The organism is Pseudomonas triticicola (assembly GCF_019145375.1).
GTDB classification, from domain to species: Bacteria; Pseudomonadota; Gammaproteobacteria; order Pseudomonadales; family Pseudomonadaceae; genus Aquipseudomonas; species Aquipseudomonas triticicola.
The window spans coordinates 319,542-345,339 of sequence record NZ_JAHSTX010000001.1; the positions used below are offsets into that span (position 1 = coordinate 319,542).

At 61.2% G+C, this 25,798-nt stretch carries 26 protein-coding genes; 23 read left to right on the plus strand and 3 right to left on the minus strand.

Annotated features, from left to right (window positions below; translation table 11 throughout):
* Positions 1 to 103 precede the first annotated feature (103 nt).
* Positions 104 to 1,036 carry an ABC transporter ATP-binding protein gene (locus KVG85_RS01455; RefSeq protein WP_217862809.1) on the plus strand — a complete coding sequence of 311 codons (933 nt, stop codon included), beginning with the start codon at positions 104 to 106 and terminating at the stop codon, positions 1,034 to 1,036.
* Positions 1,033 to 1,812, plus strand: a complete 780-nt coding sequence (locus KVG85_RS01460) for an ABC transporter permease (RefSeq protein ID WP_039760202.1) — start codon at positions 1,033 to 1,035, stop codon at positions 1,810 to 1,812. The genes KVG85_RS01455 and KVG85_RS01460 overlap by 4 nt, the downstream gene beginning before the upstream one ends.
* Positions 1,813 to 1,951: 139 nt before the next feature.
* Here KVG85_RS01460 and KVG85_RS01465 read toward each other — a convergent pair whose 3' ends face one another.
* Positions 1,952 to 2,470, minus strand: coding sequence for a DUF2062 domain-containing protein (locus tag KVG85_RS01465; protein ID WP_217862810.1), 519 nt, complete (start codon positions 2,468 to 2,470; stop codon positions 1,952 to 1,954).
* A gap of 136 nt (positions 2,471 to 2,606) precedes the next feature.
* On the opposite strand from KVG85_RS01465, the gene KVG85_RS01470 reads away from it, so the two are divergent.
* The 12 genes from KVG85_RS01470 to KVG85_RS01525 all read left to right on the plus strand — a co-directional run bounded on the left by KVG85_RS01470 (position 2,607) and on the right by KVG85_RS01525 (position 14,144).
* Positions 2,607 to 4,841, plus strand: coding sequence for a DNA internalization-related competence protein ComEC/Rec2 (locus KVG85_RS01470; RefSeq protein WP_217862811.1), 2,235 nt, complete (start codon positions 2,607 to 2,609; stop codon positions 4,839 to 4,841).
* A gap of 101 nt (positions 4,842 to 4,942) precedes the next feature.
* Positions 4,943 to 5,578 (plus strand): MotA/TolQ/ExbB proton channel family protein, encoded by a 636-nt coding sequence (locus tag KVG85_RS01475; RefSeq protein ID WP_217862812.1) that lies wholly within the window; start codon positions 4,943 to 4,945, stop codon positions 5,576 to 5,578.
* On the plus strand, positions 5,575 to 6,003 hold the full coding sequence (locus KVG85_RS01480; RefSeq protein WP_016771006.1) for an ExbD/TolR family protein: 429 nt from the start codon (positions 5,575 to 5,577) through the stop codon (positions 6,001 to 6,003). The genes KVG85_RS01475 and KVG85_RS01480 overlap by 4 nt, the downstream gene beginning before the upstream one ends.
* On the plus strand, positions 6,003 to 7,013 hold the full coding sequence (gene lpxK / locus KVG85_RS01485; RefSeq protein WP_217862813.1) for a tetraacyldisaccharide 4'-kinase: 1,011 nt from the start codon (positions 6,003 to 6,005) through the stop codon (positions 7,011 to 7,013). The genes KVG85_RS01480 and lpxK overlap by 1 nt, the downstream gene beginning before the upstream one ends.
* A 23-nt stretch (positions 7,014 to 7,036) precedes the next feature.
* Positions 7,037 to 7,222 (plus strand): Trm112 family protein, encoded by a 186-nt coding sequence (locus KVG85_RS01490; protein WP_003179363.1) that lies wholly within the window; start codon positions 7,037 to 7,039, stop codon positions 7,220 to 7,222.
* Positions 7,219 to 7,983: a 3-deoxy-manno-octulosonate cytidylyltransferase gene (gene kdsB, locus KVG85_RS01495; RefSeq protein ID WP_217862814.1), complete on the plus strand. Its 765-nt coding sequence runs from the start codon at positions 7,219 to 7,221 to the stop codon at positions 7,981 to 7,983. The genes KVG85_RS01490 and kdsB overlap by 4 nt, the downstream gene beginning before the upstream one ends.
* A complete protein-coding gene (locus KVG85_RS01500; protein ID WP_076563814.1) occupies positions 7,983 to 8,447 on the plus strand; it encodes a low molecular weight protein-tyrosine-phosphatase in 465 nt (154 codons plus the stop codon). Before kdsB ends, KVG85_RS01500 begins: the two co-directional genes overlap by 1 nt.
* Positions 8,444 to 9,463, plus strand: a complete 1,020-nt coding sequence (gene murB / locus KVG85_RS01505) for a UDP-N-acetylmuramate dehydrogenase (protein ID WP_217862815.1) — start codon at positions 8,444 to 8,446, stop codon at positions 9,461 to 9,463. The genes KVG85_RS01500 and murB overlap by 4 nt, the downstream gene beginning before the upstream one ends.
* Positions 9,464 to 9,776: 313 nt before the next feature.
* On the plus strand, positions 9,777 to 10,247 hold the full coding sequence (locus KVG85_RS01510) for a (2Fe-2S)-binding protein (RefSeq protein ID WP_016771000.1): 471 nt from the start codon (positions 9,777 to 9,779) through the stop codon (positions 10,245 to 10,247).
* Positions 10,244 to 12,565 (plus strand): xanthine dehydrogenase family protein molybdopterin-binding subunit, encoded by a 2,322-nt coding sequence (locus KVG85_RS01515; RefSeq protein WP_217862816.1) that lies wholly within the window; start codon positions 10,244 to 10,246, stop codon positions 12,563 to 12,565. The genes KVG85_RS01510 and KVG85_RS01515 overlap by 4 nt, the downstream gene beginning before the upstream one ends.
* Positions 12,565 to 13,545 (plus strand): XdhC family protein, encoded by a 981-nt coding sequence (locus KVG85_RS01520; protein WP_217862817.1) that lies wholly within the window; start codon positions 12,565 to 12,567, stop codon positions 13,543 to 13,545. The genes KVG85_RS01515 and KVG85_RS01520 overlap by 1 nt, the downstream gene beginning before the upstream one ends.
* Positions 13,542 to 14,144: a nucleotidyltransferase family protein gene (locus KVG85_RS01525; RefSeq protein WP_217862818.1), complete on the plus strand. Its 603-nt coding sequence runs from the start codon at positions 13,542 to 13,544 to the stop codon at positions 14,142 to 14,144. The genes KVG85_RS01520 and KVG85_RS01525 overlap by 4 nt, the downstream gene beginning before the upstream one ends.
* A 239-nt stretch (positions 14,145 to 14,383) precedes the next feature.
* Here KVG85_RS01525 and rne read toward each other — a convergent pair whose 3' ends face one another.
* Entirely contained in the window at positions 14,384 to 17,656 is a 3,273-nt protein-coding gene (gene rne, locus KVG85_RS01530; protein WP_217862819.1) for a ribonuclease E, read from the minus strand.
* Between the two features lie 699 nt (positions 17,657 to 18,355).
* Between rne and rluC the strand changes: the two genes are divergently transcribed.
* Genes rluC through sppA form a run of 3 tightly spaced genes read left to right on the plus strand, consistent with a single transcriptional unit; the run spans position 18,356 to position 20,978 of the window.
* On the plus strand, positions 18,356 to 19,315 hold the full coding sequence (rluC, locus tag KVG85_RS01535) for a 23S rRNA pseudouridine(955/2504/2580) synthase RluC (protein WP_016770994.1): 960 nt from the start codon (positions 18,356 to 18,358) through the stop codon (positions 19,313 to 19,315).
* Positions 19,302 to 19,964 (plus strand): HAD-IA family hydrolase, encoded by a 663-nt coding sequence (locus tag KVG85_RS01540; protein ID WP_217862820.1) that lies wholly within the window; start codon positions 19,302 to 19,304, stop codon positions 19,962 to 19,964. The genes rluC and KVG85_RS01540 overlap by 14 nt, the downstream gene beginning before the upstream one ends.
* A gap of 24 nt (positions 19,965 to 19,988) precedes the next feature.
* On the plus strand, positions 19,989 to 20,978 hold the full coding sequence (sppA, locus tag KVG85_RS01545) for a signal peptide peptidase SppA (protein WP_071173216.1): 990 nt from the start codon (positions 19,989 to 19,991) through the stop codon (positions 20,976 to 20,978).
* An 86-nt stretch (positions 20,979 to 21,064) separates the two neighbouring features.
* Here sppA and KVG85_RS01550 read toward each other — a convergent pair whose 3' ends face one another.
* Entirely contained in the window at positions 21,065 to 21,643 is a 579-nt protein-coding gene (locus tag KVG85_RS01550) for a Maf family protein (protein WP_217862821.1), read from the minus strand.
* A gap of 105 nt (positions 21,644 to 21,748) precedes the next feature.
* On the opposite strand from KVG85_RS01550, the gene KVG85_RS01555 reads away from it, so the two are divergent.
* The 6 genes from KVG85_RS01555 (at position 21,749) to acpP (ending at position 25,742) form a co-directional block, all read left to right on the plus strand.
* Positions 21,749 to 22,276: a YceD family protein gene (locus KVG85_RS01555; RefSeq protein ID WP_003204262.1), complete on the plus strand. Its 528-nt coding sequence runs from the start codon at positions 21,749 to 21,751 to the stop codon at positions 22,274 to 22,276.
* A 13-nt stretch (positions 22,277 to 22,289) separates the two neighbouring features.
* Positions 22,290 to 22,472 (plus strand): 50S ribosomal protein L32, encoded by a 183-nt coding sequence (gene rpmF / locus KVG85_RS01560; protein ID WP_003179396.1) that lies wholly within the window; start codon positions 22,290 to 22,292, stop codon positions 22,470 to 22,472.
* A gap of 4 nt (positions 22,473 to 22,476) precedes the next feature.
* Positions 22,477 to 23,487 (plus strand): phosphate acyltransferase PlsX, encoded by a 1,011-nt coding sequence (gene plsX / locus KVG85_RS01565; protein ID WP_264083031.1) that lies wholly within the window; start codon positions 22,477 to 22,479, stop codon positions 23,485 to 23,487.
* Between the two features lie 123 nt (positions 23,488 to 23,610).
* Positions 23,611 to 24,549: an ACP S-malonyltransferase gene (gene fabD / locus KVG85_RS01570; protein ID WP_039760163.1), complete on the plus strand. Its 939-nt coding sequence runs from the start codon at positions 23,611 to 23,613 to the stop codon at positions 24,547 to 24,549.
* Positions 24,550 to 24,565: 16 nt separating this feature from the next.
* Positions 24,566 to 25,309 carry a 3-oxoacyl-ACP reductase FabG gene (gene fabG, locus KVG85_RS01575; RefSeq protein ID WP_016770989.1) on the plus strand — a complete coding sequence of 248 codons (744 nt, stop codon included), beginning with the start codon at positions 24,566 to 24,568 and terminating at the stop codon, positions 25,307 to 25,309.
* 196 nt (positions 25,310 to 25,505) lie between these two features.
* The gene (gene acpP / locus KVG85_RS01580; RefSeq protein WP_003175607.1) at positions 25,506 to 25,742 is read left to right on the plus strand and encodes an acyl carrier protein; all 237 of its coding nucleotides are present in this window, start codon (positions 25,506 to 25,508) and stop codon (positions 25,740 to 25,742) included.
* The last annotated feature ends 56 nt before the right edge of the window (positions 25,743 to 25,798 follow it).

The window sequence follows — 25,798 nt, forward strand, 5'->3', positions numbered from 1 at the left end:
GTGCGGCGGCGGCAAGCACCATTGCGAACTTGCGCCGCGGTTGTTTCCCTCGCCGCCCGCCCTTATTTACTTCTTTCCTTCCTTCTTGGTGCGTAAATCCGATATGAGTTCCGCTCTGTCCATCCGGCAGCTAACCAAAACCTACGGCAACGGGTTCCAGGCCTTGAGTGGTATCGATCTGGACGTCGCCGAAGGTGACTTTTTCGCCTTGCTTGGCCCTAACGGTGCCGGCAAATCCACCACCATTGGCATCCTCTCGACCCTGGTCAACAAGACCAGCGGCACCGTGAATATTTTCGGCCACGACCTGGACAAGAACCCGGCGGCGCTCAAGCGCTCGATCGGCGTGGTGCCGCAGGAATTCAACTTCAACCAGTTCGAAAAGACCTTCGACATCGTCGTGACCCAGGCCGGTTACTACGGCATTCCGGCGAAAGTCGCCAAGGAGCGCGCCGAGCAGTACCTGACCCAGCTCGGCCTGTGGGACAAGCGCGATGTGCAGTCGCGTTCGCTGTCCGGCGGCATGAAACGGCGTTTGATGATCGCCCGTGCGCTGGTGCATGAACCGCGCCTGCTGATCCTCGATGAGCCGACTGCGGGCGTCGATATCGAACTGCGCCGTTCGATGTGGACCTTCCTCACCGAGCTGAACCAGAAAGGCATCACCATCATCCTGACCACGCATTACCTGGAAGAGGCCGAGCAGCTGTGCCGCAACATCGGCATCATCGACCACGGCACCATCGTCGAAAACACCAGCATGAAACAGTTGCTGGGCCAGTTGCATGTGGAAACCTTCTTGCTCGACCTGAAGAACGATTTGCACGCCGCGCCGCAGTTGCTCGGCTACCCCGCCCGGTTGCTCGACGGCCATACCCTCGAAGTCCAGGTCGATAAATCCATGGGCATCACGGCGCTGTTCACCCAACTGGCGCAGCAGAACATCGAAGTGCTGAGCCTGCGTAACAAAACCAATCGCCTCGAGGAGTTGTTCGTGTCCCTGGTGGAGAAAAATCTGTCGAAGGTGGCGGTATGAGTTCCGAGTTCGGTCCCAACCTCGTCGCCCTGCAAACCATTGTCTACCGCGAGGTCAAACGCTTCATGCGGATCTGGCCGCAGACGCTGCTGCCGCCGGCGATCACCATGGTTCTGTACTTCGTGATCTTCGGCAACCTGATCGGCCGGCAGATCGGCGACATGGGTGGCTTCACCTACATGGAGTACATCGTGCCGGGGCTGATCATGATGTCGGTGATCACCAACTCCTACGGCAACGTGGTCTCGAGCTTCTTCGGCAGCAAGTTCCAGCGCTCGATCGAAGAGCTGATGGTGTCGCCGGTGTCACCGCACACGATCCTGATCGGCTTCACCATTGGTGGGGTATTGCGCGGTCTGGCGGTGGGTCTGATCGTGACGATTCTGTCGCTGTTCTTCACAGATTTGCAGGTGCATCACCTCGGCGTGACCATCCTGGTGGTGGTGCTGACCGCGACAATCTTCTCGCTGCTGGGCTTCATCAACGCGGTGTTTGCGCGCAACTTCGATGATATTTCGATCATTCCGACCTTTGTGCTGACCCCGCTGACTTACCTGGGCGGCGTGTTCTACTCGATCACTTTGCTGCCACCGTTCTGGCAGACCGTGTCGCTGGCCAACCCAGTGCTGCACATGGTCAACGCCTTCCGCTACGGCATCCTTGGTGTCTCGGATATCCGCATCGGCATCGCCATTACCTTCATGCTGGTGGCGACCGTGGTGCTGTATCTCGGCTGTGCGCGGTTGCTGGTGAGCGGGCGTGGGATGCGTACCTGATCCCGACCGCGTCGCTTTCTTCGCGAGCAGGCTCGCTCCCGCATTGGAATGATGTTCTCTGTGGGAGCGAGCCTGCTCGCGAAGGGGCCAGCCCAGACACAACAAAAAACGGCCTCCCATCGCGGAGGCCGTTTTGCATTCATTTCTGCCGGTTTTTCTTGCGCCGCCGCCATTGCCGCGCCACCCACCAGCGCCAGTACAGCATCACCAGAAAGTAGGCGAGGACGCCCAGCACCAGACCGACAACCACCGAGCCCAGCAAAAACGGCTGCCACAACGTCGACAGCTCACCGCTGATCCATTCCCAGGTCAGCTCGTCCGGCAGATGCCGCGCCGGCACATCCATCAGGAACGCCCCGGCCTGGTAGGTGCAGAAAAACACCGCCGGCATGGTGATCGGATTGGTCAGCCAGACCAGACTCACCGCGATCGGCATATTGCCGCGCACCATCACCGCCAATGCCGCCGCCACCAGCATCTGCGCGGGGATCGGCAGGAACGCCGCAAACAGGCCGACCGCCATCGCCCGGGCGACCGAGTGGCGGTTGAGATGCCAGAGGTTCGGGTCATGCAGCAACGTGCCGAGAAAGCGTAAGGATTTGTGTTCCCTGATGCTCGTCGGGTCGGGCATGTAACGTTTGAATAAGCGCCGGGGCATAAGGCTTCTCGGTCGGTTAAGGCGGCAAGTATGTCTGGATTCTACGAACCGCCCATTCAGACTTTGTGACAATTGTTGACGACGGTGGTGCCGCAGACCCGCTATGCCTAAGGAGGGAACTCTCAAGGACGGGCATATGCGCACAGGGATGATGGCGCTGGCAGTCGGTCTGCTGGCCCCGGTTTTTTTGCCGGCCTTGCCGCCGGTCGGCTTGCTGATAGTGCTGCCAGTGGTGGCGCTGATGCTGCTGCCGTTTCGCAGCTATCCATTGGCTTTTTTGCTGTTTGGTTTCACGTGGGCTTGTTTCAGTGCGCAGTGGGCGCTGACTGACCGCTTGCCACCGGGCCTGGACGGCGAAACCCGTTGGCTTGAGGGGCGTGTGGTCGGCTTGCCGCAACACAACGATGGCGTGGTGCGTTTCGAGCTGGCTGATGCGCGTTCACGCCACGAAAAGCTGCCGTCGCTGCTGCGCCTGGCCTGGTACGCCGGGCCGCCGGTCAACAGCGGCGAACGCTGGCGACTGGCGGTGAAATTGAAGCGCCCGAGTGGCTTGCTCAACCCGGACGCCTTCGATTACGAGGCCTGGCTGCTGGCGCAACGGATCGGGGCAACCGGCACGATCAAGGATGGCCAGCGCCTGGCTGAGGCCCGGCATGCATGGCGCGACGGCGTTCGCCAGCGTCTGCTGGCGGCCGATGCGCAAGGACGAGAGGGCGCGCTGGCGGCGCTGGTGCTTGGTGACGGTTCAGGCCTCAGTCGCGAGGATTGGCAGGTGCTGCAAGACACCGGCACCGTGCATTTGCTGGTGATTTCCGGCCAGCACATCGGTTTGCTGGCAGCGGTGATGTATATGCTGGTCGCCGCGTTGGCGCGGTTCGGAATCTGGCCATTGCGCTGGCCATGGTTGCCGTGGGCGTGTGGCCTGGCCTTCGCGGCGGCGCTGGGTTACGGCTTGCTCGCCGGTTTCGACGTGCCAGTGCAGCGCGCCTGCGTGATGGTGGCGCTGGTGCTGCTGTGGCGTCTGCGTTTTCGCCATCTTGGTGCGTGGTGGCCGTTATTGCTGGCGTTCAATGGCGTGCTGTTGTTCGATCCGCTGGCCAGTTTGCGTCCCGGCTTCTGGCTGTCCTTCGCGGCGGTGGCGGTGTTGATATTCACCTTCGTCGGGCGGCTGGGCGCTTGGCGTTGGTGGCAGACCTGGACCCGCGCGCAGTGGCTGATCGCGATCGGCTTGTGTCCGGTGTTGCTGGCGCTGAGCCTGCCGCTCAGCGTCAGCGGGCCTGTAGCCAATCTGCTGGCCGTTCCGTGGGTCAGCCTCGTGGTGCTGCCGCCGGCATTGCTCGGCACGCTATTGCTGCCCGTGCCTTATGTTGGCGAAGGACTGTTGTGGCTGGCCGGTGGTTTGATCGACTGGCTGTTTATCGGTCTGGCGCTGATTGCCGGGCAATGGCCGGCGTGGATACCGGCCGCCATTCCATTGTGGGCGTTGGTCCTGGGCAGCCTTGGCGCTATTTTATTGCTGTTGCCCCGTGGCGTGCCGATGCGTCCGTTGGGCTGGCCGCTGCTGTTGCTCCTGGCACTGCCGCCCCAAGAGCGAATAGAAGAAAGGCAAGCCGATGTCTGGCAAATCGACGTCGGCCAAGGCTTGGCCATCCTTGTTCGCACCCGCCATCACGCGCTTCTCTATGACGCCGGCCCGCGTTTCGGCGAGTTCGATCTCGGCGAGCGAGTGGTATTGCCAGCGTTACGTAAACTCAATGTGCAAGCGCTCGACTTGATGCTGCTCAGCCACGCTGACGCCGATCACGCTGGCGGCGCCCGGGCGGTCATGCGTGGATTGAACGTGCGCCGCGTGGTCAGCGGCGATCCGCCGAACCTGCCGCCGGAGCTGAACGCCGAAGCCTGCGCGAGTGGCGAACAGTGGCAGTGGGATGGCGTGCAGTTCCAGCTCTGGCAATGGTCGGCGGCCGATGACAGCAACCAGCGCTCCTGTGTATTGCAGATCGAAGCCAACGGTGAACGCCTGCTGCTCACCGGCGACATCGACATTCACGCCGAGCGCGTTCTGCTCGACAGCCCACTGGCCGTGCCGACGCAGTGGCTGCAATCGCCACATCACGGCAGTCGCAGTTCATCATCGATGGCTCTGCTCAAAGCCTTGCAGCCCGAAGCGGTACTGATCTCCCGTGGCCACGGCAACTCCTTCGGTCATCCGCATCCAACCGTGCTGGCGCGCTACCGCAAGCAAGGCCTGCGCATCTACGACAGCGCCGAGCACGGTGCCATTCATCTGCAACTGGGCAGCTTCAAACCGCCGTGGACGATGCGGCAACAGCGGCGTTTCTGGCGCGATCCGCCGGTCCCGGGCCGTTGATCGGTGCCAGCATGGGTGCCACCTCACGGTCGTCGGGGCGGCGGGTCTTAATCGCGGATCGGTATGGTAAAGTGGCGCACTTTTTCGAGGGGACTGTCACTGTGTGGGAATTGGTCAAATCCGGCGGCTGGATGATGTTGCCGATCATTCTGAGTTCCATCGCGGCCATGGCGATCGTCGCCGAGCGCCTGTGGACACTGCGCGCCAGTCGCGTCACCCCCGAGCATCTGCTGGGTCAGGTCTGGGTCTGGATCAAGGACAAGCAGCTCAACAAGGAAAAACTCAAGGAATTGCGCGCCAACTCGCCGCTGGGTGAAATCCTCGCCGCAGGCCTGGCCAATTCCAAGCATGGTCGCGAGATCATGAAAGAGTGCATCGAAGAGGCTGCTGCGCGGGTCATACATGAGCTCGAACGCTACATAAACGCCCTCGGCACCATCGCGGCCATGGCGCCGTTGCTCGGCCTGCTCGGCACCGTGCTGGGCATGATCGACATTTTCAGTGCCTTCACCGGGTCCGGCATGACCACCAATGCTTCGGTATTGGCCAGCGGTATTTCCAAAGCGCTTATCACGACCGCAGCGGGCCTGATGGTCGGGATTCCAGCGGTGTTCTTCCACCGGTTTTTGCAGCGCCGCATCGACGAGCTGGTGGTCGGTATGGAGCAGGAAGCGATCAAACTGGTGGAAGTGGTGCAGGGCGACCGTGATGTCGATCTGGCCGAGGGCAAAGCGTGAAATTCCGTCGCAAGCCCCGGGAAACCGTAGACATCAACCTCGCGTCGCTGATCGACGTGGTGTTTATCCTGCTGCTGTTTTTCGTGGTGACTACCACTTTCACTCGGGAAACCCAGTTGCGCGTGGATCTGCCGGAAGCGGTCAGCGGTTCGCCTGCCGAAGATCAGCAGGTCAAACAGCTGGACGTCGCGATCAGTGCCGAAGGCGTGTTCTCGGTGAACAACAAGATTCTGCCGAAGAATGATCTGGCGACGCTGATGGAAGCCATGCAGAAAGAATCCAACGGCGACACCAACATGCCGTTGTCGATCAGTGCCGATGGCAAGGCCCAGCATCAATCAGTGATCACCGCCATGGACGCGGCCGGCAAGCTCGGTTTCAGCCATCTGCGCATGACCACGGTCGAGGCGGCGCCGAAATCCTGATGAGCCTGTCCGATCGCCTGCTCGCCGCGTGGTATCAGGGGCATCCGGCCCTGACGCTGCTGCGGCCACTGGAAATGCTGTATCGCCGTGTGGTGATCAACAAGCGTCAGCGCTTTCTCGATGGTCAAGGCGAGATCTACCAGTCGCCCGTACCGTTGATCGTGGTCGGCAATATCACCGTTGGCGGTACCGGCAAGACGCCGATGATTCTCTGGCTGATCGAACATTGCCGACGCCGTGGACTGCGCGTCGGCGTGGTCAGTCGCGGTTACGGCGCCAAACCGCCGCAACTGCCGTGGCGGGTCGAGGCCGAGCACAGCGCCGAGATTGCCGGTGACGAGCCGTTGCTGATCGTCCAGCGCACCGGCGTGCCGCTGATGATCGACCCTGATCGCAGCGCCGCCGTCAAAGCCTTGATCGCCAGTGAGCCGCTCGACCTGATTCTGTCCGACGACGGCATGCAGCATTATCGTCTGGCGCGGGATCTGGAGCTGGTGCTGATCGATGCCGCACGGGGCCTGGGCAACCAGCGCTGTCTGCCGGCCGGGCCGTTGCGTGAGCCGGTCGAGCGCCTGCAAAGCGTTGATGGCGTGCTGTTCAACGGTGCCCTTGATGATCGCGACGATGGTTTCGCCTTCCGCCTGCAACCTACGGCCCTGGTCAATCTGCGCAGCGGCGAGCGTCAGTCGCTCGAGCATTTCCCGCCCGGGCAAGCGCTGCATGCGGTGGCCGGGATCGGCAACCCGCAACGTTTCTTCAATACCCTCGAAGCGCTAGACTGGCGGCCGATCGCCCATGCATTTGCCGACCACGCCGAGTACAGCGTGCAGGCGTTGAATTTCACCCCGTCATTGCCGTTGGTGATGACCGAAAAGGACGCGGTGAAGTGCCGTGCCTTTGCTGCTGCCGACTGGTGGTATCTGGCGGTCGATGCCGTGCCGTCGCCAGCCTTCGTGGCCTGGTTCGACACTCAGCTGATGCGCCTGTTGCCGGATCGTCTGCTGCCTTAACTCTTTTATTTCTGGGAATGTTCATGGACACCAAACTGCTCGACATCCTCGCTTGCCCCGTGTGCAAAGGCCCACTCAAGCTCAGCGCCGACAAGACCGAACTGATCAGCAAGGGCGCCGGCCTGGCCTATCCGATCCGCGACGGCATCCCGGTGATGCTGGAAAGCGAAGCGCGCACCCTGACCACCGACGAGCGTCTGGATAAATGACCACAGCCTTCACCGTTGTCATCCCGTCGCGGTTCGCCTCGACCCGTCTGCCGGGCAAGCCGTTGCTGGATATTGCCGGCAAGCCAATGATCCAGCATGTCTGGGAACAGGCAAGCAAAAGCAGTGCGACCCGCGTCGTGGTCGCGACTGATGATGCGCGTATCGTCGAGGCCTGCAGAAGCTTCGGCGCCGAAGTGGTGCTGACCCGTGAAGATCACAACTCCGGCACCGATCGTTTGGCCGAGGTCGCAGCGAAACTCGGTCTTGCGCCTGATGCGATCGTGGTCAACGTCCAGGGCGATGAGCCGCTGATTCCGCCAAGCGTGATCGATCAGGTCGCCGCTAACCTTGCTGCCCATACCGAAGCGCGCATGGCCACGCTGGCCGAGCCGATCGAAGACGTGGAAACCCTGTTCAACCCCAACGTTGTGAAGGTTTCCAGCGATATTAACGGTCTGGCCCTGACGTTCAGTCGTGCAACCTTGCCGTGGGCACGCGATGCATTTGCCAAGAGCCGCGAGCAGCTGCCGCAAGGCGTGCCCTATCGCCGCCACATCGGCATCTACGCCTACCGTGCCGGGTTCCTCCACGACTTCGTTAGCTGGGGCCCATGCTGGCTGGAAAACACCGAATCCCTCGAGCAACTGCGTGCCTTGTGGCACGGCGTGCGCATCCATGTTGCCGACGCGCTGATCGCGCCGCCGACCGGTGTCGACACCGTTGAAGACCTTGAGCGGGTTCGTCGCCTGCTGGGGGCCTGATGCGCGTTCTGTTTGTGTGCCTGGGCAACATCTGCCGTTCGCCCACCGCTGAAGGCGTGTTGCGCCACAAGTTGCGTGAAGCCGGGCTGGCGGATGTGGTCGAAGTGGCCTCCGCCGGCACCGGTGACTGGCACGTCGGCAACCCGCCGGACAAGCGCAGCCAGGCGGCGGCGAAACTGCGCGGTTATGACTTGTCGACGCAACGCGCGCAGCAGGTCAGCCGGGCCGATTTCGCCAGCTACGACCTGATTCTCGCCATGGACAACAGCAATCTGCGCAACCTCAAGGCCTTGCAGCCGTCCACCGGCAGGGCCGAGCTGGATCTGTTTTTGCGTCGTTATGCCGGGCTGGTCGATGAAGTGCCGGATCCGTATTACGACGGTGATCAGGGTTTCGAGCAGGTGCTTGATCTGATCGAAGCGGCCTGCGACCAGTTGCTGATCGAAGTGAAGGGCCGTTTATGAGTTTACAGGTGCAACCGCAAGTATCTTTGCAGGCCTTCAATACGTTTGGCGTCGATGTGCGCGCGCAGCTGTTTGCCGAAGCCCACAGTGATGACGATGTCCGCGAAGCGCTGACCTATGCCGCGTCCCGTGACGTGCCGTTGCTGGTTATCGGCGGTGGCAGCAACTTGCTGCTGACGGCGGATATTCCAGCGTTGGTATTGCGCATGGCTACGCGCGGCATCCGCGTGCTCAGCGACGATGGCAGTCGCGTGGTGGTCGAGGCGGAAGCGGGCGAACCGTGGCATCCGTTCGTGCAGCACACGCTGGCCCAGGGTTTTGCCGGGCTGGAAAACCTCAGCCTGATTCCCGGCACCGTCGGCGCCGCGCCGATGCAGAACATCGGTGCCTATGGTGTCGAGATCAAGGACGTGTTTGCCGGCCTGACTGCGCTGGACCGCGAGAGCGGCGAGCTGCGGGATTTCAGCCTGGAGCAGTGCAATTTCGGCTACCGCGACAGTGTGTTCAAGCAGCAGCCGGGACGTTGGCTGATCCTGCGGGTGCGCTTCAAGCTGGATCGCGCAGCGCACCTGCATCTGGAATACGGCCCGGTCCGTCAGCGCCTGAGCGAGCAGGGCATCGAGCAGCCGACGCCCAGCGACGTCAGCCGCGCCATTTGCAGCATCCGCAGCGAAAAACTGCCGGACCCGGCGGTGCTCGGCAATGCCGGCAGTTTTTTCAAGAATCCGCTGGTGCCTGCCGCTGTGGTCACGCAGATCAAAGCACAGCACCCGGATCTGGTGGCTTACCCGCAAGCGGACGGGCAGATGAAACTGGCCGCTGGCTGGCTGATCGAACGCGCCGGCTGGAAAGGTTTTCGCGACGGCGATGCCGGCGTGCACAAGTTGCAGGCGCTGGTGCTGGTCAACTACGGCACGGCCACCGGCCTGCAACTGCTCGACCTGGCGCAACGTATCCAGAAAGACATCGCCGAACGGTTTCATGTCGAACTGGAAATGGAGCCCAATCGGTATTGAGGCAGCTGCAAGCTTCAAGCTGCAAGCTTCAAGCTTCAAGCGGCAAGCTACACTGCGTCATGAGCGCCAAGCCGCTTCTACTTGCAGCTTGTAGCTAGAAGCTTGCCGCTAAAAAGCCCTGTATAAGCAGGGCTTTTTTGTTAATGCTGGGTTAACTTAGCCGCCTAACGATACCAATCATTTGCTTCACCCAAGGCGCGGTTGCGAGCTGCAATCTGCGAGCGAATCAGACGCGCCTTCACTTTGAGCTTGCAGCTTGCAGCTTGCCGCTAAGATGTAACCCATAACCACTAAAAAATATGCGGGCGTGCCCATGATTACCCTGAAACTCAACGGTCAAGACCACTCCCTCGATGTCACCGAAGACATGCCGCTGTTGTGGGCGATTCGTGACGTCGCCGGATACAACGGCACCAAATTCGGTTGCGGCATGGGCCTGTGCGGCGCCTGCACCATCCATATCGACGGCTTGCCGGCACGCAGTTGCATCACGCCGATCGGCTCGGTGATCGGCCAGAACGTCACCACCATCGATAATCTCCACGCCGACCCGGTAGGCAAGGTCGTGCAGCAAGCCTGGCTCGACAGCGCCGTGGCTCAATGCGGTTATTGCCAAGGCGGGCAGATCATGTCGGCTACCGCTCTGCTGAAAACCAACCCCAACCCGAGCGACGAGCAGATCGAAGAAGCCATGGTCGGCAACATCTGCCGCTGCGGTACTTACAACCGGATCAAAACCGCGATCCGCCAGGCCTCCACCCATCTGAAGGAGGTGAAGGCATGAGCCGCGTCCCGAATGATTTTGCCCTGAGCAACCTCAGCCGCCGTGGTTTTCTCAAAGGCGTCGGCGCCACTGGTGCGCTGGTCCTCGCCGCGAGCTGGGGCTGGCAGGATGCGCTGGCCGATGACGCTGCGAAGAAGTTTGGCGCCGATGGCATGCCGAATGGCTGGATCGACGATCCCAAGGTCTACGTGAGCATTGCTGCCGATGGCAGCGTCACCGTGGTGTGCAACCGTTCGGAAATGGGCCAGGGCGTGCGCACCAGCCTGAGCATGGTGGTTGCCGATGAACTTGAGGCCGATTGGGCGCAGGTCAAAGTGCAGCAGGCGCCGGGCGACGAAGTGCGCTTCGGCAACCAGGACACCGATGGTTCGCGCAGCATGCGTCACTGGTACGAGCCGATGCGGCGTTGTGGCGCCGCCGCGCGGACCATGCTCGAACAGGCCGCTGCTGCGCAGTGGAAAGTGCCGGTTGGCGAATGCCATGCGCAACTGCACAAGGTCATTCACAAACCGTCCGGCCGCGAACTGGGCTACGGCGAACTCGCCGCTGCCGCCAGTGCGCTGGCAGTACCGGCGCGTGACAGCCTGCGTCTCAAGCAGCCGTCGGAGTTTCGCTACATCGGTAAGGAAGGCACCAAGGCCATCGACGGTGCCGATATCGTCAATGGCCGCGCAGTGTACGGCGCCGACGTGCATTTCGACGGCATGCTCTACGCCACTATCGCTCGCCCGGCAGTGTACGGCGGCAAGGTCAAAAGCCTCGATGACAGCGCCGCGCTGAAAGTCCCCGGCGTGCTAAAAGTCATGCAGATCGAAGGCCGGCCATTGCCGTCAGAGTTCCAGCCATTGGGCGGCGTCGCGGTTGTGGCCAGCAATACCTGGGCAGCGATCAAGGGCCGCGAGGCGCTGAAGATCGAATGGGACGACGGCCCGAATGCCAGTTATGACTCGATTGCCTATCGCAAGGAGCTTGAAGCCGCGTCGCTGAAGGCCGGCAAAGTGGTGCGCAACACCGGCGACATCGACAAGGCCTTGAGCGGCGCCGCCAGCACTCTCGAAGCCTCGTATTACCTGCCGCACCTGGCGCAGGCACCGATGGAACCGATGGTCGCCATCGCCCGTTACAAGGACGGCGTATGCGAGGCCTGGGCGCCGAGTCAGGCACCGCAGGTCACCCGTGAGCGCATCGCCGAGCGTCTTGGCGTGCCGTTCGAAAAGGTCACCTTCAATGTGACATTGCTGGGCGGTGGTTTCGGGCGCAAGTCGAAACCGGACTTCGTCGTTGAAGCGGCGATTCTCGCCAAGGAGTTTCCGGGCAAGGCTGTACGGGTGCAGTGGACCCGCGACGACGACATCCACAATTCGTATTTCCACACCGTGTCGGCGGAATATCTCAAGGCCGGCATCGACAAGAACGGCATGCCGTCCGGCTGGCTGCATCGCACCGTGGCGCCAAGCATCACCGCGTTGTTTGCGCCGGACATGAACCATGAGGCGGCGTTCGAGCTGGGCATGGGCTTTACCAACATGGCCTATGCGATTCCCAACGTGCGCCTGGAAAACCCCGAAGCCAAGGTACACACCCGCGTCGGCTGGTATCGCTCGGTGTCGAACATTCCCCACGGCTTTGCGATTCAGAGCTTCGTCGACGAACTGGCGCACAAGGCCGGGGAAGATCCGCTCAAGTACCAGATCAAATTGCTCGGCCCGGACCGGCAGATCGATCCACGCACCTTGAGCGAAGAGTGGAACTACGGCGAATCGCCCGAGCGTTACCCGATTGACACCGGGCGCATGCGCACGGTGCTGGAAACTGCCGCCAAGGCCGCCGGTTGGGGGCGCAAACTGCCCAAGGGTCGTGGTCTCGGTCTGGCGGTGCATTACAGCTTCGTCACTTATGTCGCGGCGGTGATTGAAGTCGAGGTCAAGGACGACGGTTCGCTGATCGTGCACAAGGCCGACATCGCCGTGGACTGCGGGCCGCAGATCAACCCTGAGCGCATCCGTTCGCAGTTCGAAGGTGCGTGCGTCATGGGCCTGGGCAACGCTGTGCTCGGTGAGATCAGCTTCAAGGACGGCAAGGTCCAGCAGGACAACTTCCATATGTACGAGGTCGCGCGCATGTCGCTGGCACCCAAGGAAGTCGCCGTGCATCTGGTCACGCCGCCGGGTGACGTGCCGTTGGGTGGCGTTGGTGAGCCGGGTGTGCCGCCGATTGCCCCGGCGCTGTGCAATGCGATCTTCGCCGCCACCGGCAAGCGCATCCGCAATCTGCCGGTGCGGTATCAGTTGCAAGGCTGGCAGAAGGCGCAAGCGTAATGGACAGCGTCGATCTCAACGTCCTGCGCAGCGTCCTCGAGTGGCGCCGCGCCGGACAGCGGGTGGTGCTGTTCAGCGTGGTGCAGACGTGGGGCACCGCGCCGCGCTCGCCCGGCGCCATGCTCGCCTTGCGCGAGGACGGCGTAGTGATCGGTTCGGTGTCGGGCGGCTGTGTCGAAGATGACCTGATCGCGCGGCTGCACGACGGCCGCATTGCCACCGATGGTCCGCCAGTGCAGATGATTACCTACGGCGTGACCCGCGAGGAGGCCGCGCGTTTCGGCCTGCCTTGCGGCGGCACTTTGCGCCTGACCGAAGAGCGCGTCGGTGACCCGGCGTGGGTGGCCGAGCTGCTGCAGCGTTGCGAAAACCATGAAATCGTCGCCCGGGAACTGAACATCGAAACCGGCGAGGTGCGCCTGGCTTCGGCGAGCAAGTCCGATTCGCTGGTGTTCGACAGCAAGACTCTGCGAGCGATTTATGGTCCGCGCTGGCGCTTGTTGCTGATCGGTGCCGGGCAGTTGTCGCGCTACGTCGCCGACATGGCGCGGCTGCTGGATTTCGAAGTGCTGATCTGCGATCCGCGCACCGAGTTCGTTTACGGCTGGGAAGAGCAGCATGGCCGTTTCGTCCCCGGCATGCCGGATGAGGCTGTGCTGAACATCCAGACCGACGAGCGCACGGCGATTGTCGCCTTGACTCACGATCCACGCCTGGATGACATGGCCTTGCTCACTGCGCTCGACTCGCCGGCGTTCTACGTCGGCGCCCTCGGTTCCCGGGTCAACAGCCAGAAGCGCCGGGAAAATCTGGCTCAGCTAGGCTTGTCGCAAGCGTCGATTGATCGCTTGCATGGGCCGATCGGCCTGCACATCGGCAGTCATTCGCCGGCAGAGATCGCCTTGTCCTTGCTGGCGGAAATTGTCGCGATCAAGAACGGTGTGGAGCTGAAACAGAAAAAACCGCTGGAGGGTGCATGAGCCAATCCACCGCAGTGATTGTGCTGGCGGCGGGCGAGGGCAAACGCTTTCGCCAGATCGCCGGCCCCGACAAAGACAAATTGCTCGCTGACTGCACAGGGCGTGATGGCGCCGTGCGCTCGGTCATCGAGCAGGTGCTGGTGAACCTGCCGGCCAGTCTCGCCAAGCGCGTGCTGGTCACCACCGAGGCTCGACCGCAGGCGATGCGCATGGCCCAGGCTTATGGCTGCGACGTGGTGTCGATCGAATCGACCGGCATGGGTGACAGCATTGCCGCAGGTGTTGCCGCTTGCCCGGGCGCTGATGGCTGGTTGATTGTGCTCGGCGATATGCCGTTTATCTTGCCTTCGAGTATCGAGCGAGTGCTCGCGGCGATGGCTGATGACGCGGTGAGCGTGCCGGTGCTGGGTGGGGAGTTTGGTCATCCGGTGGGGTTTGGTCGTTCGTTTGGCGCGCAGTTGCAGGCGCTGACCGGTGATCGTGGTGCACGGCCGTTGTTTGCGCAGGGTAGGGTGGTAGAAGTGGCGGTGGATGATCCTGGCGTGTTGTGGGATATCGATGTGCCAGAGGCGCTGGTTTTCAAAAGCCCCTCACCCTAACCCTCTCCCAGAGGGAGAGGGGACTAACCGAGTTGCTTGTCCGAGATGCACCGACTTGTAATTTCTGAGTCGATCTCGGGTTTGAAAAGCTTGAAGATCGGCTCCCTTTCCCCCTCGCCCCCTTGGGGGAGAGGGCTGGGGTGAGGGGGAGCGATCCAAAGACTTGCATAGAAAATCGAAGCGCATAAAAAAGCCCCGCCAGGCTTTCACCAGGCGGGGCTTTTTATTGGCTTCAGGAATTACACGAGTGGTTTAGGCTCGTGCTCTTTTTCCTGGGCTTCTTCGCGCTGTTCAACCGCGTCCTGAACGGAGCGTGGTGCTTCAGCGATCACCGCTTCAACCGATGCTTCTTCCGCGACCGGGGCAGGGGCTGCCTCGACCACTTCAGCCGCAGCGGCTGGTTCGGCAGCCACTGGCGCTGCAGCGGCAGCCAGTTCGGCTTCCTTCTGCAGACGCTCGGCTTCACGCTTGCGACGACGCACTTCACGCGGGTCGTTTGGCGCACGGCCGTTTGGCGTCAGGGCGCTGACCGGAGCCGGTGCTTCAACCACAGGGGCTGGCGCTTCGACTGCGGCTGGTGCTTCTTCAACCTGAGCTTCGGCAACCGGAGCTTCAACCACTGGTGTCGGCGCCGGCTCTGCTGCTGCAACTACTGGCTCGGAAACCATGGCTTGCGGCACTTCGGCTTCAGCGACTGGCGCTGGGGCTTCGGTGACGGCTGGCTCGGCAACCCAGTTGAACGCAGTCTGCTCTTCGCGAACTTCACGCACGGTCTTGGTCACGTTTTCGCTGACGGTTTCTACCGCTGGCTCAGTGATGGCCGTTGGTGCTTCGACGACAGCTTCCGGTTCGGCAGTTGCTTCAGCCTGAGGTTGAGCTTCGCGGACCGGAGCGACTTCGATTTCCGGTGCAGCAGTCACTTCCACTGGTGTGGTGGCTTCGACAGCCGGCGCTTCGACTGGAGCGGTTTCCAGTGTGGCGGCGGTGGCGCGTTCAGCCTGCTCGTGGGCTTGGGCTTCTGCCGGAGCGCTGATGGTGCTGCTGGCAACAGCGGCGGTGACGGCCAGGCCAGCGGCCAGATCGGCAGTGCTTGGCTCGCCAGCGTTTTCAGCGGACTCGGACTCTTCCGAACCTTCGATCACGTTGCCGTTGGCATCACGTTGACGCTCGCGACGGTTGCTGCGACGGCGCTGACCACGGGAGCGACGACGTGGACGATCGCCTTCGGCGTTATCCTGACCGTCTTCCGGCAGTTGCTCTTCGTTGTTGCTGTTCACTTCTTCTTCAGCGACGGCAGCAGCGGCCTGCTCGGCACGCGGTTGACGCTCTTCACGCGGCGGACGCGGAGCGCGTTCTTCGCGTGGCTGACGGGCCGGACGCTCTTCAGCGGTCACGGCAGCAACAGCTGCGGCTGCGGCTGGCGCGGCGTCCAGCGGCTCGCGCAGTTCACGCACGCGTTCTTCACGCTCGCCACGCGGCTTGCGATCTTCACGTGGGGCACGCGGTGCACGTTCTTCACGCGGGGCACGTGGTGCGCGCTCTTCGCGGGCTACCGGCGCTTCGCTGCGGGTTTCACGCGGCTCGCGGGCTTCACGTGGCTGGCGCTCTTCGCGCGGCTCGCGTGGTGCGCGCTCTTCACGTGGAGCACGTTCTTCGCGCGGCTTGCGTTCTTCATCGCGGCGACCGTTGCGGTTGCGGCTCTGCTGACGACCGTTGCGGCGCTCTTCGTTGCGGGCAGGGCGCTCGGTGGCAGCCGGTTTCGCAACCGCGACCGGTGCGGCTGGCTCTTCCTTGGTGGCGAACAGGCTGACCAGCGACTTCACCAGGCCCTTGAACAGGCTTGGCTCAGGCGCGGCAGCGGGTGCCGGAGCAGGTGCGGCAGGGGCAACTTCAGTCGGCACCGGTGCGTTGGCACGGGCCGGCGCAGTTTTCACTGCAGCTTCCTGGCGAACCAGAGTGCGGGTCGCAGCGGCTGGCTGGACTTCTTCGACTTCGGCAGCGGCGGCAGCGATTTCGTAGCTGGACTGGTTGGTCGCAGCTTCCGGGCTGTCGTCACGCAGACGCTGTACTTCGAAGTGCGGCGTTTCGAGGTGATCGTTCGGCAGAATGACGATGCGGGCACGGGTGCGCAGTTCGATCTTGGTGATCGAGTTGCGTTTTTCGTTGAGCAGGAACGCGGCGACCGGGATCGGCACTTGCGCGCGAACTTCGGCGGTGCGGTCTTTCAGAGCTTCTTCTTCGATCAGGCGCAGGATGGCCAGCGACAGCGATTCAACGTCACGGATGATGCCGGTGCCGTTGCAACGCGGGCAGACGATGCCGCTGCTTTCACCCAGCGATGGACGCAGGCGCTGACGGGACATTTCCAGCAGGCCGAAACGCGAGATGCGACCGATCTGCACGCGGGCGCGGTCAGCTTCCAGGCATTCGCGGACTTTCTCTTCCACGGCGCGCTGGTTCTTGGCCGGGGTCATGTCGATGAAGTCGATGACGATCAGGCCGCCGATGTCGCGCAGGCGCAACTGACGGGCGATTTCTTCGGCGGCTTCAAGGTTGGTCTGCAGGGCGGTTTCTTCGATGTCGCTGCCTTTGGTGGCGCGCGCCGAGTTGATGTCGATGGACACCAGGGCTTCGGTCGGATCGATGACGATGGAGCCGCCGGAAGGCAGTTCGACGACGCGCTGGAATGCGGTCTCGATCTGGCTTTCGATCTGGAAACGGTTGAACAGCGGCACGCTGTCTTCGTACAGCTTGATCTTGCTGGCGTACTGCGGCATCACCTGGCGGATGAAGGTCAGGGCTTCGTCCTGGGCTTCAACGCTGTCGATCAGCACTTCGCCGATGTCCTGGCGCAGGTAATCGCGGATGGCGCGGATGATCACGTTGCTTTCCTGGTAGATCAGGAATGGCGCGGAGCGATCCAGCGAGGCTTCTTTGATGGCGGTCCACAGTTGCAGCAGGTAGTCGAGGTCCCACTGCATTTCTTCGCTGCTGCGGCCCAGGCCGGCAGTGCGCACGATCAGACCCATGTCGGCCGGAGCAACCAGGCCGTTCAGCGCTTCACGCAGTTCGTTGCGCTCTTCACCTTCGATGCGACGGGAGATGCCGCCGGCACGCGGGTTGTTCGGCATCAGTACGAGGTAACGACCGGCCAGGCTGATGAAGGTGGTCAGGGCGGCGCCCTTGTTGCCACGTTCTTCTTTCTCGACCTGAACGATGACTTCCTGGCCTTCGCTCAGGACGTCCTTGATGTTGACGCGGCCTTCTGGGGCTTTCTTGAAGTATTCGCGGGAGATTTCTTTGAGGGGCAGGAAGCCGTGGCGCTCGGAGCCGAAATCGACAAAGGCAGCCTCAAGGCTTGGTTCGATGCGAGTGATACGGCCTTTATAGATGTTGGCCTTCTTCTGCTCGCGTGCACCGGATTCGATGTCCAGGTCGTAGAGGCGCTGGCCATCTACCAGTGCAACACGCAACTCTTCGGGTTGAGTTGCGTTAATCAGCATTCTTTTCATGTAGTACCGTCGGTTTCCGGGCTGCCGGAAACGGCGTTCGGCACACACGACTTCTCACGGTCGGTGTCAGGTGCGTCGGGAGTGGTTGGCCATTCCCGTGTCCAGCGATGTGCGGCCAATTGGGCCGATACCGCGACGTACGCGTCCTGCTTGCTGTGGCTACTTAAGCACTCAGTCAGGAGGAGGAATCAACCAGCGGCTGTGGACGAGATGAAGCGTCTTGATCAAAGCTTGTTGCTACACAGTCCGGCGGTTGTGCATCTCCACCCTACACGTATCCCTGATAATTCGGGTGCTGCCGCGCGCAGAATCCGCAGCGGGTTGGCATTTACCGTGAGCTCCGAAAGGGGAGGTCACGCATCATGGCTAATTCAGGCGATGTTTCCGAAGCAATCGCTCGGGGTCATTCGCAGTCGACTGCACTTTGTGAACTGGCCTTGAATGTTGCCTGCCGGGCGAGTGAGAACTCTGCTCGGCGGTGTAATTCAGGCCTCATGTCACCTGCGCTCGTTACAACCGCAAACTCCACCGTTACGTAGCGAAAGCCCCGTAGGACGGCCTCGCGCCCTGGTGAATTGCGTTGGTCAGGGCCGGTCTTTGACCGTGGTTCCGCTGTCCAGGCCGCTTTTGGCGGCGTTCGCGACTATAGCAGCAATGATTAAGTGCTTCAATTCCATAAAAATTGTTATCATCCGCGGCATGACAACTACTGCCCCTTCGACTCCAGGCGTTCAACTGCTTGAAGTCTCGCCGGAGTATGCCGGCCAACGAATCGACAACTTTCTCCTCGCCCGGCTCAAAGGCGTGCCCAAGACCTTGATCTACCGCATTTTGCGCAAAGGCGAAGTGCGTGTGAACAAAGGTCGGATCAAGCCCGAATACAAGCTGCAGGCCGGCGACATCGTGCGCGTGCCGCCGGTTCGCGTGCCTGAGCGCGACGAACCGGTGCCGCTGGCCCAGGGGCTGTTGCAGCGCCTGGAAGCCTCGATTGTCTTCGAAGATAAGGCCCTGATCGTGATCAACAAGCCCGCCGGCATTGCGGTTCATGGCGGCAGCGGGCTGAATTTCGGCGTGATCGAAGCCTTTCGTCAGTTGCGTCCCGACGCCAAGGAGCTGGAGCTGGTTCACCGTCTCGACCGTGACACCTCCGGCCTGCTGATGATCGCCAAAAAACGCAGCATGTTGCGCCATCTGCACGAGCAGCTGCGTGGCGATGGCGTCGACAAGCGCTACATGGCGCTGGTCCGTGGCAACTGGGCAACCTCGATCAAGCAGGTTCGCGCACCGTTGCTCAAGAGCAATCTGCGCTCCGGCGAGCGCATGGTCGAAGTTAACGATGAAGGCAAAGAAGCCCTGACGCTGTTCAAGGTGCTGCGCCGCTTCGGCGATTTTGCCACCATGGTCGAGGCGAAACCGGTTACTGGTCGTACCCACCAGATTCGCGTGCACACCTTGCATGCTGGCCATTGCATTGCCGGTGACAGCAAGTATGGCGACGAGGATTTCACCAAGGAAATCCGCGATCTGGGCGGTAAGCGCCTGTTCCTGCACGCTTACATGCTGACCGTGCCGCTGCCCGACGGCGGCAAGCTGAATCTGCAAGCGCCCGTCGATGAAATGTGGGCCAAGACCGTGGAGCGATTGAGTGCGCCCATCTGATTACAAGCTGTTGATTTTCGACTGGGACGGCACCCTTGCCGATTCCATTCATCGGATCGTCGAGGCGATGCACTCGGCGTCCGGGCGTTCCGGTTTCGAGCTGCGCGATGACTTCGCCGTCAAAGGCATCATCGGTCTTGGCTTGCCGGAGGCGATTCGCACGCTGTACCCCGAAATCAGCGACGCAGAAATGCTCGCGTTTCGTGAGTATTACGCCGATCACTACATCGCTGCCGAAGCCGTGCCGTCGCCGCTGTTCGAGGGCGTGGTCGAGTCGATGGCATCGTTTCGCGAGCAGGGTTATCACCTGGCGGTAGCGACCGGCAAGAACCGTCGCGGGCTGGATCGGGTGCTCAAGGCCAATGGCTGGGAAGATTATTTCGATATCACCCGCGCTGCCGATGAAACTGCCAGCAAGCCACACCCTCTGATGCTTGAGCAGATTGTTAGCCACTGCGGCGTACGCCCGCAGCAGGCGTTGATGGTCGGTGATTCGTCGTTCGATCTGCTGATGGCGCGCAACGCGGGGATGGATTCGGTGGCGGTCAGTTATGGCGCGCAATCGATCGAGTCCCTGCAACAGTTCGAGCCGCGCCTGTCGATCGACCGTTTTTCTGAATTGCACGCCTGGCTGGGTCAGCGGGCTTAATACGTTTTTGCTGAGGTAGATGGCATGACCGACGAATGGAAAGCACCGGCCAAGGCAAGTGCCGACGACGGTGACGCGAAAAGCTGGAAGCTGTTGGAAAAGACTTTGCTGGCCGGCGTGCAGGAACAACGCCGTTCGCGGCGCTGGGGGATTTTCTTCAAGCTGCTGACGTTTGTTTATCTGTTTGTTGCGCTGCTGCTGTTCACGCCGCTGATGGACATGGAAAAAAGCGCCACCCGCGGCCCGAACTACACGGCGTTGATCGAGATCGACGGCGTAATCGCCGACAAAGAGCCGGCCAGCGCTGACAATATCGTTGGCAGTCTGCGCGCGGCGTTCGAAGACAAGAAGGTCAAGGGCGTGGTCCTGCGCATCAACAGTCCGGGCGGCAGTCCGGTGCAGTCCGGTTATGTCTATGACGAGATCAAGCGTTTGCGTGGCCTGCATCCAGAGATCAAGCTCTACGCAGTGATTTCCGATCTTGGTGCTTCGGGCGCCTATTACATCGCCAGCGCGGCGGATCAGATCTACGCCGACAAGGCCAGTCTGGTCGGCTCGATCGGCGTGACAGCAGCGGGTTACGGTTTTGTCGGCACCATGGAAAAGCTCGGGGTTGAGCGTCGCACCTACACCTCGGGTGAGCACAAGGCATTTCTTGATCCGTTCCAGCCGCAAAAGCCTGAAGAAACCGCCTTCTGGCAAAGCGTGCTCGACACCACGCACAAGCAGTTCATCAACAGCGTCAAGCAGGGTCGTGGTGATCGCCTGAAGGACAAAGAGCATCCGGAGCTGTTTTCCGGGCTGGTCTGGTCGGGTGAGCAGGCGCTGCCGCTGGGTCTGATCGATGGCTTGGGCAGTGCCAGTTCGGTGGCGCGTGATGTGATTGGCGAGAAGGAACTGGTGGACTTCACCGTGCAGGAATCGCCGTTTGATCGCTTCTCGAAAAAGCTCGGCGCCAGCGTGGCCGAGCAGTTGGCGATGTGGATGGGTTTCCACGGGCCTTCGTTGCGGTAAGACGTTTCAAGGTCGAAAGATCGCAGTCGGCGGCAACTCTTGCACGGATCGGTGTAGGAGCTGCCGAAGGCTGCGATCTTTTGCTTTTAAGGGATTTGCACGCCTTCGACCAACAACATGTCGATCAGGCGAATCAGCGGCAGGCCGATCAGGCTGGTGGCATCCGGGCCTTCGGTCGATTGAAACAGGCTCACGCCCAGTCCTTCGGCCTTGAAGCTGCCGGCGCAGTCGTACGGTTGCTCGATGCGCAGGTAGCGTTCGATGCGCGCCTGATCCAGCTGACGCATGTGCACGGTAAACGGCACGCAGTCGACCTGGCATTGCCCGGTGTGGCTGTTGAGCAGTGCCAGGCCGGTCAGGAAGGTCACGCTCGCGCCGCTCGCCGCCATCAATTGCTCGCGAGCCTTAGCGAAGGTGTGCGGCTTGCCGATGATCTGTTCGCCGAGGACGGCGACCTGATCCGAGCCAATGATCAGATGAGCAGGGTGGCTGTCCGCCAGGGCGCGGGCTTTTTCCTCGGCGAGGCGTTTGACCAGATCGATCGCGGATTCGCCCGGGCGGTGGCTTTCGTCGATGTCCGGCGAGCTGCAGACGAACGGCAGGTGCAGGCGGGCGAGCAATTCGCGGCGATAAGTCGAGCTTGAAGCGAGTAATAAAGGCAGCATGGACGTCTCCTGAGGCAGGTGCGGATTCTAGCGGAGGCGCGCAAGTGACGGACAGGGCACAATTTCCTTTGACATGGGTGGGTGCATCCCTATAATGCTGCGCCTATGTTGAATGACCCGATTCCACCTCACGTTGACCCGCGCAAATTGGCTGACCGTGGCACCACCCTTCAAGGTGAACTGCTGCTGGCCGATTTGAAGAGACTCTGCGACCCGCTTTCCGACGATGTCGGTACGGTGCAGGCCAAATTCGTTTTTGAACGAGATGAACGTAAGTCTGTGGTCATCCACAGCTTTATCGACACCGAAGTCAAAATGGTTTGCCAGCGTTGTCTTGAGCTGGTCACCCTGCCGATCCACAGCGAATGCAGTTACGCGGTGGTGAAGGAGGGTGCGAATACCCAGTCGTTGCCGAAAGGTTATGACGTGCTGGAACTGGGCGAAGATCCATTGGATCTGCAGTCACTGATCGAGGAGGAGCTTCTGCTCGCCTTGCCCATTGTGCCTGCTCATCATCCGGAAGAATGCCAGCAGCCGGCGGGAGCAGATGAGCCCGAACCGAGCGAGGACGAGGTAACGCGGTCCAACCCGTTCAGTGTATTGGCGCAGTTAAAGCGTGACCCAAACGTTTAGGAGTTAATCAATTATGGCTGTTCAGCAGAACAAAAAATCCCGCTCTGCCCGTGACATGCGCCGTTCGCACGACGCTCTCGAGGCTAGCACCCTGTCTGTAGAAAAAACCACTGGTGAAGTTCACCTGCGTCACCACGTATCGCCAGAAGGCGTATACCGTGGTCGTAAAGTGATCGACAAGGGCGCTGACGAGTAATCACTTGTCTGCTCAAGTCATCGCGATTGACGCAATGGGCGGGGACTTCGGTCCCCGCAGCATTGTTCAGGCCAGTCTCGCTTGCCTGTCTGCTACACCCTCGCTGCACCTGACCCTCGTCGGTCAACCCTCCCTTCTTGAAGAACTGATCCACGGCCAGTCGGCTGCCGATCGCGCGCGCCTGACGATTGTTGCGGCCAGCGAAGTCATCACCATGGACGAAAAACCCGCACAGGCCCTGCGTGGCAAGCCGGATTCGTCGATGCGTGTCGCCCTCGAACTGCTGCGCGATGGCAAGGTGCAGGCCTGTGTCAGTGCCGGCAATACCGGTGCGTTGATGGCGTTGTCGCGTTTCGTGTTGAAGACATTGCCGGGCATCGATCGTCCGGCCATGGTCGCGGCGATTCCGACGCAGACCGGTTATTGCCAGCTGCTCGATCTGGGCGCCAACGTCGATTGCAGCGCCGAGCATCTGTTGCAGTTTGCTGTGATGGGTTCGGTGGCCGCGCAGACCTTGGGTATCGCCCGTCCGCGTGTAGCACTGCTGAACATCGGCACCGAAGACATCAAGGGCAATCAGCAGGTCAAACTGGCCGCCACGCTGTTGCAGGCTGCGCGCGGGATCAACTACATCGGTTTTATCGAAGGCGACGGCTTGTATCGCGGTGAGGCAGACGTAGTGGTTTGTGACGGCTTCGTCGGCAACATCCTGCTCAAGTCCAGCGAAGGTCTGGCGACGATGATTGCCGCGCGCATCGAGGCCTTGTTCAAGAAAAACATGGCCTCTCGTGCGGTCGGCGCCCTCGCGTTGCCGTTGATGAAGCGTCTGCAGGCCGACTTGGCCCCGGCGCGACATAATGGCGCAAGCTTTCTCGGCTTGCAGGGCATCGTTGTGAAAAGCCACGGATCGGCCGGGGTGCAGGGCTTTCAGAGTGCCATTCAACGGGCGCTGATCGAGATTCAGGAGAACCTGCCCGAGCGTCTCCACGGTCGTCTGGAGGAACTGTTGTCTTAGGCGTTTTCGTCGGACAATGCTTAAATGTGACCGCCCGGTTCAAAGGGCCATCCAAACTGTCAGTTTCTGGCGTCCCCAACGGGGCGTTATTTTCCGACGACAAGATCATTAGGGGCTTGTTACATGTCTGCTTCCCTCGCATTCGTCTTTCCAGGACAGGGTTCGCAGTCCCTCGGCATGCTGGCCGAGCTGGGCGCGCAACATCCGCTGATCCTCGAAACCTTTCAAGAAGCCTCTGCTGCGCTGGGCTACGACCTGTGGGCACTGACCCAGCAGGGCCCGGAAGAGCTGCTCAACCAAACCGACAAAACCCAACCGGCCATTCTGACCGCGTCGATCGCCCTGTGGCGTCTGTGGCTGGCCGAAGGCGGCGTGCGTCCGGCATTCGTCGCCGGCCATAGCCTGGGTGAGTACAGTGCGCTGGTTGCCGCCGGCAGCCTGAGCCTGGCTGACGCGGTCAAGCTCGTTGAGCGCCGTGGTCAGTTGATGCAGGAAGCGGTGCCGGCCGGGCAGGGTGGCATGGCCGCGATCCTCGGCCTGGAAGATGCCGACGTGCTGGCTGCCTGCGCCGAAGCGGCGCAAGGTGAAGTCGTCAGCGCGGTGAATTTCAACTCACCGGGCCAAGTGGTGATCGCCGGTGCCAAGGCAGCCGTCGAGCGCGCCATCGAAGGCTGCAAGGCCCGTGGTGCCAAACGCGCCATGCCGTTGCCAGTGAGCGTGCCGTCGCACTGCGAGCTGATGCGTCCGGCTGCCGAGCGTTTCGCCGAATCCATCGCCGCCATCGACTGGCAGACGCCGCAGATTCCGGTTGTGCAGAACGTCAGCGCGCAAGTGCCGGCCGATCTGGAAACCCTCAAGCGCGATCTGCTTGAACAGCTCTACAAGCCAGTGCGCTGGGTTGAATCGGTGCAGACCTTGGCCGCCAAGGGCGCGACCAATCTGGTCGAATGCGGCCCGGGCAAAGTCCTCGCTGGCCTGAACAAGCGTTGCGCCGAAGGCGTTTCGACTTCCAACCTCAATACCCCAGACGCCTTCGCTGCCGCTCGCGCAGCGCAGGCCTGAATCAGGAGAAACTTGCATGAGTCTGCAAGGTAAAGTTGCACTGGTCACCGGTGCAAGCCGCGGTATCGGCCAGGCCATCGCGCTGGAACTGGGTCGTCAGGGCGCCATCGTTGTCGGCACCGCGACCTCCGCGTCGGGCGCCGAGCGCATTGCTGCGACCCTGAAGGAAAACGGTATCCAGGGCGCCGGTTTCGAACTCAATGTCACCAGCGACGAATCGGTCAGCGCCGTGCTGGCAGGCATTCAGGAGCAGTTCGGTGCGCCGGTGGCGATTCTGGTCAATAATGCCGGTATCACCCGCGATAACCTGATGATGCGCATGAAAGACGACGAGTGGTACGACGTGATCGATACCAACCTGAACAGTCTGTATCGCCTGTCCAAGGGCGTTTTGCGCGGCATGACCAAGGCTCGCTGGGGTCGAATTATCAGTATTGGCTCGGTGGTGGGTGCCATGGGCAACGCCGGCCAAGTAAACTATGCAGCCGCCAAGGCCGGTCTGGAAGGTTTCAGCCGGGCGATGGCGCGTGAAGTCGGTTCGCGTTCGATTACGGTCAACTCGGTAACCCCAGGGTTCATCGACACCGATATGACCCGCGAGCTGCCTGAAGCACAGCGTGAAGCCTTGCAGACGCAGATTCCGCTGGGTCGTCTGGGGCAAGCTCAAGAGATCGCGTCCGTGGTCGCTTTTCTTGCATCCGACGGTGCGGCATACGTTACCGGGGCTACAATCCCGGTGAACGGTGGGATGTACATGTAAGTAAAATGTGACGGATTGCTTCAAAAAAATGTCATACGAGCTGTCTAAAATCCGTTATAAAGCTGCAATCTATTTATAGGCAGAGGGCCGCAGGGTTTGAGGAGTGAAGCTTTCAGTTGAAAAACTGAAAAGGCTTTCTATACACTTACCCACTGGCCAGCTGCCTGAATTTGTCCATTAGGAGTGAAAACAAGGTATGAGCACCATCGAAGAGCGCGTCAAGAAAATCGTTGCCGAGCAACTGGGTGTTAAAGAAGAAGAAGTGGTCAACACCGCTTCCTTCGTAGAAGACCTGGGTGCCGACTCCCTTGACACCGTTGAGCTGGTGATGGCTCTGGAAGAGGAATTCGAGACCGAAATCCCTGACGAAGAAGCTGAAAAGATCACTACTGTACAAGCTGCAATCGACTACGTTACCAGCCACCAGGCGTAACAGTTTGTAATCGTTGCTTGCTGTCATGGAAAAACCGCACTGCCATCATGGCGTGC

Coding starts and splice junctions, on each gene's coding strand:
- KVG85_RS01455 (WP_217862809.1), top strand. CDS start 104: ATGAGTTCCGCTCTGTCCATCCGGCAGCTAACCAAAACCTACGGCAAC.
- KVG85_RS01460 (WP_039760202.1), top strand. CDS start 1,033: ATGAGTTCCGAGTTCGGTCCCAACCTCGTCGCCCTGCAAACCATTGTC.
- KVG85_RS01465 (WP_217862810.1), bottom strand. CDS start 2,470: ATGCCCCGGCGCTTATTCAAACGTTACATGCCCGACCCGACGAGCATC.
- KVG85_RS01470 (WP_217862811.1), top strand. CDS start 2,607: ATGCGCACAGGGATGATGGCGCTGGCAGTCGGTCTGCTGGCCCCGGTT.
- lpxK (WP_217862813.1), top strand. CDS start 6,003: ATGAGCCTGTCCGATCGCCTGCTCGCCGCGTGGTATCAGGGGCATCCG.
- KVG85_RS01490 (WP_003179363.1), top strand. CDS start 7,037: ATGGACACCAAACTGCTCGACATCCTCGCTTGCCCCGTGTGCAAAGGC.
- kdsB (WP_217862814.1), top strand. CDS start 7,219: ATGACCACAGCCTTCACCGTTGTCATCCCGTCGCGGTTCGCCTCGACC.
- KVG85_RS01500 (WP_076563814.1), top strand. CDS start 7,983: ATGCGCGTTCTGTTTGTGTGCCTGGGCAACATCTGCCGTTCGCCCACC.
- murB (WP_217862815.1), top strand. CDS start 8,444: ATGAGTTTACAGGTGCAACCGCAAGTATCTTTGCAGGCCTTCAATACG.
- KVG85_RS01510 (WP_016771000.1), top strand. CDS start 9,777: ATGATTACCCTGAAACTCAACGGTCAAGACCACTCCCTCGATGTCACC.
- KVG85_RS01515 (WP_217862816.1), top strand. CDS start 10,244: ATGAGCCGCGTCCCGAATGATTTTGCCCTGAGCAACCTCAGCCGCCGT.
- KVG85_RS01520 (WP_217862817.1), top strand. CDS start 12,565: ATGGACAGCGTCGATCTCAACGTCCTGCGCAGCGTCCTCGAGTGGCGC.
- KVG85_RS01525 (WP_217862818.1), top strand. CDS start 13,542: ATGAGCCAATCCACCGCAGTGATTGTGCTGGCGGCGGGCGAGGGCAAA.
- rne (WP_217862819.1), bottom strand. CDS start 17,656: ATGAAAAGAATGCTGATTAACGCAACTCAACCCGAAGAGTTGCGTGTT.
- rluC (WP_016770994.1), top strand. CDS start 18,356: ATGACAACTACTGCCCCTTCGACTCCAGGCGTTCAACTGCTTGAAGTC.
- sppA (WP_071173216.1), top strand. CDS start 19,989: ATGACCGACGAATGGAAAGCACCGGCCAAGGCAAGTGCCGACGACGGT.
- KVG85_RS01550 (WP_217862821.1), bottom strand. CDS start 21,643: ATGCTGCCTTTATTACTCGCTTCAAGCTCGACTTATCGCCGCGAATTG.
- KVG85_RS01555 (WP_003204262.1), top strand. CDS start 21,749: ATGTTGAATGACCCGATTCCACCTCACGTTGACCCGCGCAAATTGGCT.
- rpmF (WP_003179396.1), top strand. CDS start 22,290: ATGGCTGTTCAGCAGAACAAAAAATCCCGCTCTGCCCGTGACATGCGC.
- fabD (WP_039760163.1), top strand. CDS start 23,611: ATGTCTGCTTCCCTCGCATTCGTCTTTCCAGGACAGGGTTCGCAGTCC.
- fabG (WP_016770989.1), top strand. CDS start 24,566: ATGAGTCTGCAAGGTAAAGTTGCACTGGTCACCGGTGCAAGCCGCGGT.
- acpP (WP_003175607.1), top strand. CDS start 25,506: ATGAGCACCATCGAAGAGCGCGTCAAGAAAATCGTTGCCGAGCAACTG.